Below are 5,916 nucleotides of genomic sequence, written 5' to 3'. Positions count from 1 at the left end.
GAGGCCACTGAAAAAGTAGCTAAAACTGAAGGTAAAATTTTGAAAGCGACTAAGTCATTGACAAGAGTGACTTAGTCGCTTTCTTTTTTTTCGCCACTAGCTTTTAAAATTTCTCTATTGAAGCCTATACCGAACTAATTTTGATGATTTTCAACGATTTTCTACCAGTTTTTGATTATACCCGGGCCAGTTTCAAGATCCTTTTAACATTTACGGTGAATAAAGCTATGGCAGCTTGCATTTCCATGTTATTTATCCCGTAAGATATTGCCCTTCCAAATCCATGTGCGTTTTTTAACTCTCCGTTTTTCGCTTCTATTTTATACCGTTCCTTTGCTTTTTCTTTGAAGTAGGGTGATTCCTGAAACTCCATTTGCTCTTTATGAAGGTCTGATTTTATGGATACAGAGTACGATTTGGTTTTTGCCCCCTGTTTATAACAGCCGTTTTTTAATGGACACGTTTTGCATTTTTCCACATCAAAAAAGTAGGTGTCTACTTGATTTACACCCATCTTCTTTTTCCCCTGTCTAGCCTTGCGTATGGCTAAATGCCCGGCCGGGCACACAAACATGTCAGCGTCTTTATTGTAATCAAATTTATCTTCGTCCTTTCTAAATCCCTGTGTGATCGAGGGGTTAAGTTTTGCCACGATTTTAAGGTCTTGATCTTTTGCCAGCTGGATGTTTTCTTTTCCTGAGTATGCTGCATCCCCGATAACGGTATCAAAGTCAAGCCCATTTTCCTGACTCATTTTGATGAGCTTGGGGAGTTCCGGACCATCTCCTTTCTCTCCGGAGGTTACTACCGCAGCTGTGATGATCCGTTCTTCGGTCATTGCCAAATGGGTTTTGTATCCAAAAAAAGGGTTATCCACTGACTTATACCCTAATTTGGCATCAGCATCTTTTGCCGAGTTGATGTTTTCCCTGGTATCTTCAACGGTTTCCTTTAATAGGTTTAATTTCTCTTTTATTGCCGGTATGGCGCTGATAGTTTCATCCTGCCCAATAACCTGTTCCAACTCCTTACAATAGGACAACTCCTTTTCCAGATCATTATCCGTGTTCTTTTTTGGCATCCGCTCTTTCCAGTCCTCTTGGTAGGAATAAATAGTTTTGCGAAGTAGCTTTGAACGTTCTCTTAATACAGCCAATGCTGAAAATGGATTTGTTCTTGAAAGCGTATGTGTGGCATCTACAATAATTGACTTAGAGCGGATTACGCCTTTTTCTATGGCAACGGATACCGTTTTGTTGATCAGCAGGTTCAGCAAATCGGTGTCTTTTAACCGGAGCTTTCGGAACTTGGTCAAAGAACTTGGATTAATGACATCTTCTTCCGGAGACATTTCCAAAAAATATTTGAAGGACATGTCATAAAGTGAACGCTCCACCACATCGACATCTGACAAGGTATAGATGGTTTTGAGCAACAGATACTTAAACATCCGAACAGGACTGTGTGCCATACGTCCATTATTAGAGCAGTATTTATCAACTAACTCTTGGTAAACAAAACTAAAGTCAATGATGTCATTGACCTTTCTAAGAAGATTGTCCTTTGGGACTATCAAGTCATAGATGGAACTGTATTGGCTGAACTTAATCTCTTGTTGATGTAATAACATGATATTGAGTTATTTGTATATTAAAATATACAAAAAAAAGGTGTAGAAAAGTAATTTTCCTACACCTTTTTTACTAACATTTTATCAAAGGACTTTTTCAGTGGCCTCCTTAATCAGTGGTTATTTTTTTGTTCTAAAACGACCTTTTTATTTGGACATACCTGTTCTACTAGTTAATTATTTGCCACTTTCAATTATTTTTTGATTTTTTTTGGAAAGTTTTGTTCCCAAACTTGCATTTATAAAACTAAATGGTTAAGTTCATATCGAATTTAAAACTTAAACACAAATGAGAGAGCTAACCCGCGCAGAAGAGCAATTAATGCAGATCCTGTGGGATATCGAGAAAGGTTTTGTCAAAGATATCCTCGCCAAGTTGTCAGCCCCCAAGCCGGCTTACAACACCGTTTCCACTATTATCCGTATTCTGGAAAGAAAAGGTTTTGTTCAACACAAAGCTTACGGTAAGTCACATGAGTATTATCCTATCGTATCCAAGGATGAGTACAGGAGTTTCACAATCAAGAATCTACTTGCAGGATATTTTAGTGATAGTTTTTCTAATTTGGCTTCCTTTTTTGCCAGAGATAAAAATCTCGATGTAAAAGAAATCGAAAAGATCTTGGAGGAAGTGAAAGAAGAAGTAAGAAAGTAAACCAATTCAGTTCTACTTGATTATATCTGGAAAAGTGCTTTCTGACTGGTTTTTTCTATGAGATTTACCATACTTTATTTAGAAAGGGAAAAGTGCTTGCGTTAAGAAGAATTATTAATTAATTGACTCCCTTGACTGCATTGCTTTTTTCTATTTTAAAATTGCAGTAGGTTATAATAAACCCGATATAAGATGAGAACTATTCCGATTTTTTCGGGCGCTTACGATCACGCAAGCGCCCGAAATAATCTCCATTCCTACAGGGATTCCAGCCGAAAAAATCAATTCCCAATTCTTTTTAAATTTCAGTAAGATTCCATTTGGGAATGCTTAATTATTGTTTTCTGCTGGTTACTGGACCGATATGAAATATTTAACCCACACGATTATCCATTCAAAAAAGAAGATATAAAATCAATTAGACCTTTAAAAACATTTTACCGAAGTCCCAACAATGGGGATAACTCCTGTTTCTCCCGGTTTTTATAGATTTTTTGGGAGATAAACCAAGCTTCAGGTCTGAGTAGAAAAGATCAGATTTTTCTTCACTGAGTGCAAGGGGGCCTTGGGCAAGTTTCCGCTTCAATAAAACAGGATTGATTTTTAGTTATTGGTCAAACAGCAAATAAATCATTATCAAAAAAAAGCCTGATTCTTTTAGTATCAGGCCTTAGATTTAGTGATTTGGGTAATTCCTACTTTAAATTCAGTTTCCCTTGGGATGCTCCATAAAGATTGGACATTCTATACAATAATCTGGCGCCAACATTACCATCCCATTCATCACCCGCACTTCCTGGTGCCACTTCAACCAAATCGAAGCCTATAATTTTTTTTCCTGATTTGACAACCTGCTTGATCAAAAATAAGATTTGCTCCAATTCGAATCCTCCAGAAACCGGAGTACCGGTATTGGGACATAATTTTGGGTCAAAGCCATCGATATCAATGGTTATATAAACTTCATTGGGGAGTTCCTCGACGATATCATCACAAATGATTTTCCAAGCTTTCCCCTCATACATGTCTTCCTTGATATCAGAATCGTAAAACGTAACGATCCTATTGTTTTCCTTTGCCATTATAGACTCCGATTCACAATAATCCCGAATACCTACCTGCACCAATTTGCTGATTTGGGGGATTTTCAAGGCATTAAATGCAATGGAAGCATGGGAATACTTAAAATTCTCAAAAGCAATCCGAAGGTCTGCATGCGCATCGATCTGAAGAATACCAAAACTATTGTGACCTTCCGAAATGGCTTTCATCAATCCCAAGGGAGTACTATGATCCCCTCCAACCAATGCTACCAATTTCCCTTTTTCCCTGTATTTTTTTGCCTGCTCATATACCCAATCATTCATCTCTGAACAGACTTTATTGATCAAATCCGGGACGGCTACAAATCTTTCCCGATCGATTTCTTGGGATCCATTCTCCAACCAATTGATGTAATTACTCGCCAAAACCCTATAATCAGAACTTTTTTCCGCAATATTTTCGGGTATGGGAAGCATATGTATACCCATTTTCCATGCATCCTTTATGTCACTTTGGAAAAGATCCACTTGTGGAGATGCTTCCAAAATAGCTTTCGGTCCTCCAGCCGTACCAGCAGTGTAGGATACGGTAACTTCCCAGGGGACTGGAATAATGATTAATTCTGCTGTTTCTTCGTCAAAAGGGAGACCAAAAATGCCTTGGTGTGCACTTACCCCATTTGGGTCAAAATTTTCTATAATTTGGTGTTTCAATGACATTTGAATTTTTTTTGATAACTATTGATTCAATTTATAAAGGCAAAAAAACGAAATTCGCGGTCCTTACAAAAATGTTTGAGGATTTATTAAAAATAAAATTGAAGCGGAATTAGTTCAAAACCATGTTGGAAAACCAGGATTTATTGGATTACTTCCTTCAAAATCCCTGTCTCCTCTCCCACCATTGACCATTCTTCTACTTGGATCTCCATAACTGCCATCATTCCGGGTTGAAGGTTTATGTAATTCCCGCCTGTAATGGAGGATAACAAATCACTCAACCCAGGATTATGTCCGATGAGCAAGACGCTGTCAAAATTCTCTTCCAAACCATTGATCATTTTCAAAAGTTCGTCTTGTTCCGCTTCATAAATGCCATCTTCAAACTTAATGGAACCAACATTGGTTTCTTGAGAGATCAATTCCGTAGTTTCTTTCGTTCTATTTGCGCTGCTGCTTAGAATAAGGTCGATTTCAAAATCGTTTTTTTTGAGCAATTTGGATAATCGCTTTACTTGGGACCGGCCTTCCTCACTTAGGTTTCGGTTAAAATCCCCATTTTTCAAACGACTAGATTCAGCCTCACCGTGCCTTAATACCGCCAAACTTTTAAAATTATGCATGATTTTACCCAGAATGTTTCCTACAACCTATTTAGAAATAATCATGCCAATGCCATATCAAGTCCGTGATAATTTGGAATAGAATTTATTGCCATCTATTTTTAGGCTTTTATTTGGGTTGCGTATGCGACCGAATTTCCAAAGTAAAGAGACTATGTCAAAAAATTTAGTGATTGTGGAGTCCCCTGCCAAGGCGAAAACCATAGAAGGTTATTTAGGAAAAGATTTTAAGGTTGCCTCCAGTTATGGGCATGTGAGAGATTTACCCAAAGGAGACAAAGCCATTGATATAAAAAACAAATTCAAGCCAACCTACGAAGTAACCCCTGACAAAAAGGAAGTTATCAAACAACTGAAAAAACTTGTACTTGAAGCAGAGACGGTCTATTTAGCAAGTGATGATGACCGCGAAGGAGAAGCCATTTCGTGGCATCTAAAAGAGGTATTGAAACTAAAGGATGAAAATACCAAGAGAATTGTTTTCCGGGAAATAACCAAAAATGCAATTACCAAAGCAATAGAAAATCCAAGGACCATTGATTATGATTTAGTCAATGCACAGCAGGCAAGAAGGATTTTGGACCGATTGGTGGGTTTTGAGCTTTCTCCGATTCTTTGGAAAAAAATCAAAGCTGGCCTTTCTGCAGGAAGAGTTCAGTCTGTCGCCGTGAGGTTGGTGGTGGAAAGGGAAAGGGAAGTGGACAAGTTCAATTCCAAATCCGCCTTCAGGATCACTGCACTTTTTGACGTGAAAGGGAAGACGCTTTCAGCTGAATTACCCAAAAAATTCGAAAAACAGGAAGATGCTGAGGCATTTTTGAAAAACTGTATAGGCGCGGATTTCAGCATTCAGAATCTCGAAAAGAAACCGACCAAAAAATCGCCTGCAGCTCCTTTTACCACTTCAACACTTCAGCAGGAAGCGAGTAGAAAATTGAGTTTTTCGGTGGCACAGACCATGTCTGTGGCCCAAAAGCTCTATGAAGCGGGTAGGATTTCCTATATGAGAACGGACAGTGTGAACCTTTCTGAGGATGCCATGAATGCGGCCAAAAATGAAATCCACGCAGCCTATGGTTCTGAATTTCACAAAGCCAGAAAATACACCACCAAATCGGAAGGTGCGCAAGAAGCGCATGAGGCTATCCGCCCCACTGATTTTTCCCTGCATGAGATCACTGGAGACCGGAATGAAATCCGTCTGTATGAACTCATCTGGAAAAGAGCCATTGCCTCACAGATGGC

The 5,916-nt window shown here is 38.6% G+C and carries 5 protein-coding genes; 2 read left to right on the top strand and 3 right to left on the bottom strand.

Going from position 1 to position 5,916, the window contains the following annotated elements:
* Positions 1-175 precede the first annotated feature (175 nt).
* The gene (locus Q7J63_RS11395; protein ID WP_304886222.1) at positions 176-1,630 is read right to left on the bottom strand and encodes an IS1182 family transposase; all 1,455 of its coding nucleotides are present in this window, start codon (positions 1,628-1,630) and stop codon (positions 176-178) included.
* Positions 1,631-1,919: 289 nt separating this feature from the next.
* Here Q7J63_RS11395 and Q7J63_RS11390 point away from each other — a divergent pair, with 289 nt between their 5' ends.
* Positions 1,920-2,285: a BlaI/MecI/CopY family transcriptional regulator gene (locus tag Q7J63_RS11390; RefSeq protein WP_019598706.1), complete on the top strand. Its 366-nt coding sequence runs from the start codon at positions 1,920-1,922 to the stop codon at positions 2,283-2,285.
* A gap of 695 nt (positions 2,286-2,980) precedes the next feature.
* Here Q7J63_RS11390 and Q7J63_RS11385 read toward each other — a convergent pair.
* Both Q7J63_RS11385 and Q7J63_RS11380 read right to left on the bottom strand, forming a co-directional pair.
* The gene (locus Q7J63_RS11385) at positions 2,981-4,048 is read right to left on the bottom strand and encodes an agmatinase family protein (RefSeq protein WP_026333731.1); all 1,068 of its coding nucleotides are present in this window, start codon (positions 4,046-4,048) and stop codon (positions 2,981-2,983) included.
* Between the two features lie 140 nt (positions 4,049-4,188).
* Positions 4,189-4,671: a histidine phosphatase family protein gene (locus Q7J63_RS11380; RefSeq protein WP_019598709.1), complete on the bottom strand. Its 483-nt coding sequence runs from the start codon at positions 4,669-4,671 to the stop codon at positions 4,189-4,191.
* Positions 4,672-4,825: 154 nt separating this feature from the next.
* Here Q7J63_RS11380 and topA point away from each other — a divergent pair.
* The coding region (topA, locus tag Q7J63_RS11375) for a type I DNA topoisomerase (protein ID WP_304886219.1) at positions 4,826-5,916 on the top strand (1,091 nt) is incomplete at its 3' end.

The organism is Rhodonellum sp., from assembly GCF_030656585.1.
GTDB classification, from domain to species: Bacteria; Bacteroidota; Bacteroidia; order Cytophagales; family Cyclobacteriaceae; genus Rhodonellum; species Rhodonellum psychrophilum.
The sequence above is the reverse complement of the archived record's forward strand: the minus strand, read 5'-3'. Positions and strand labels throughout refer to the sequence as shown.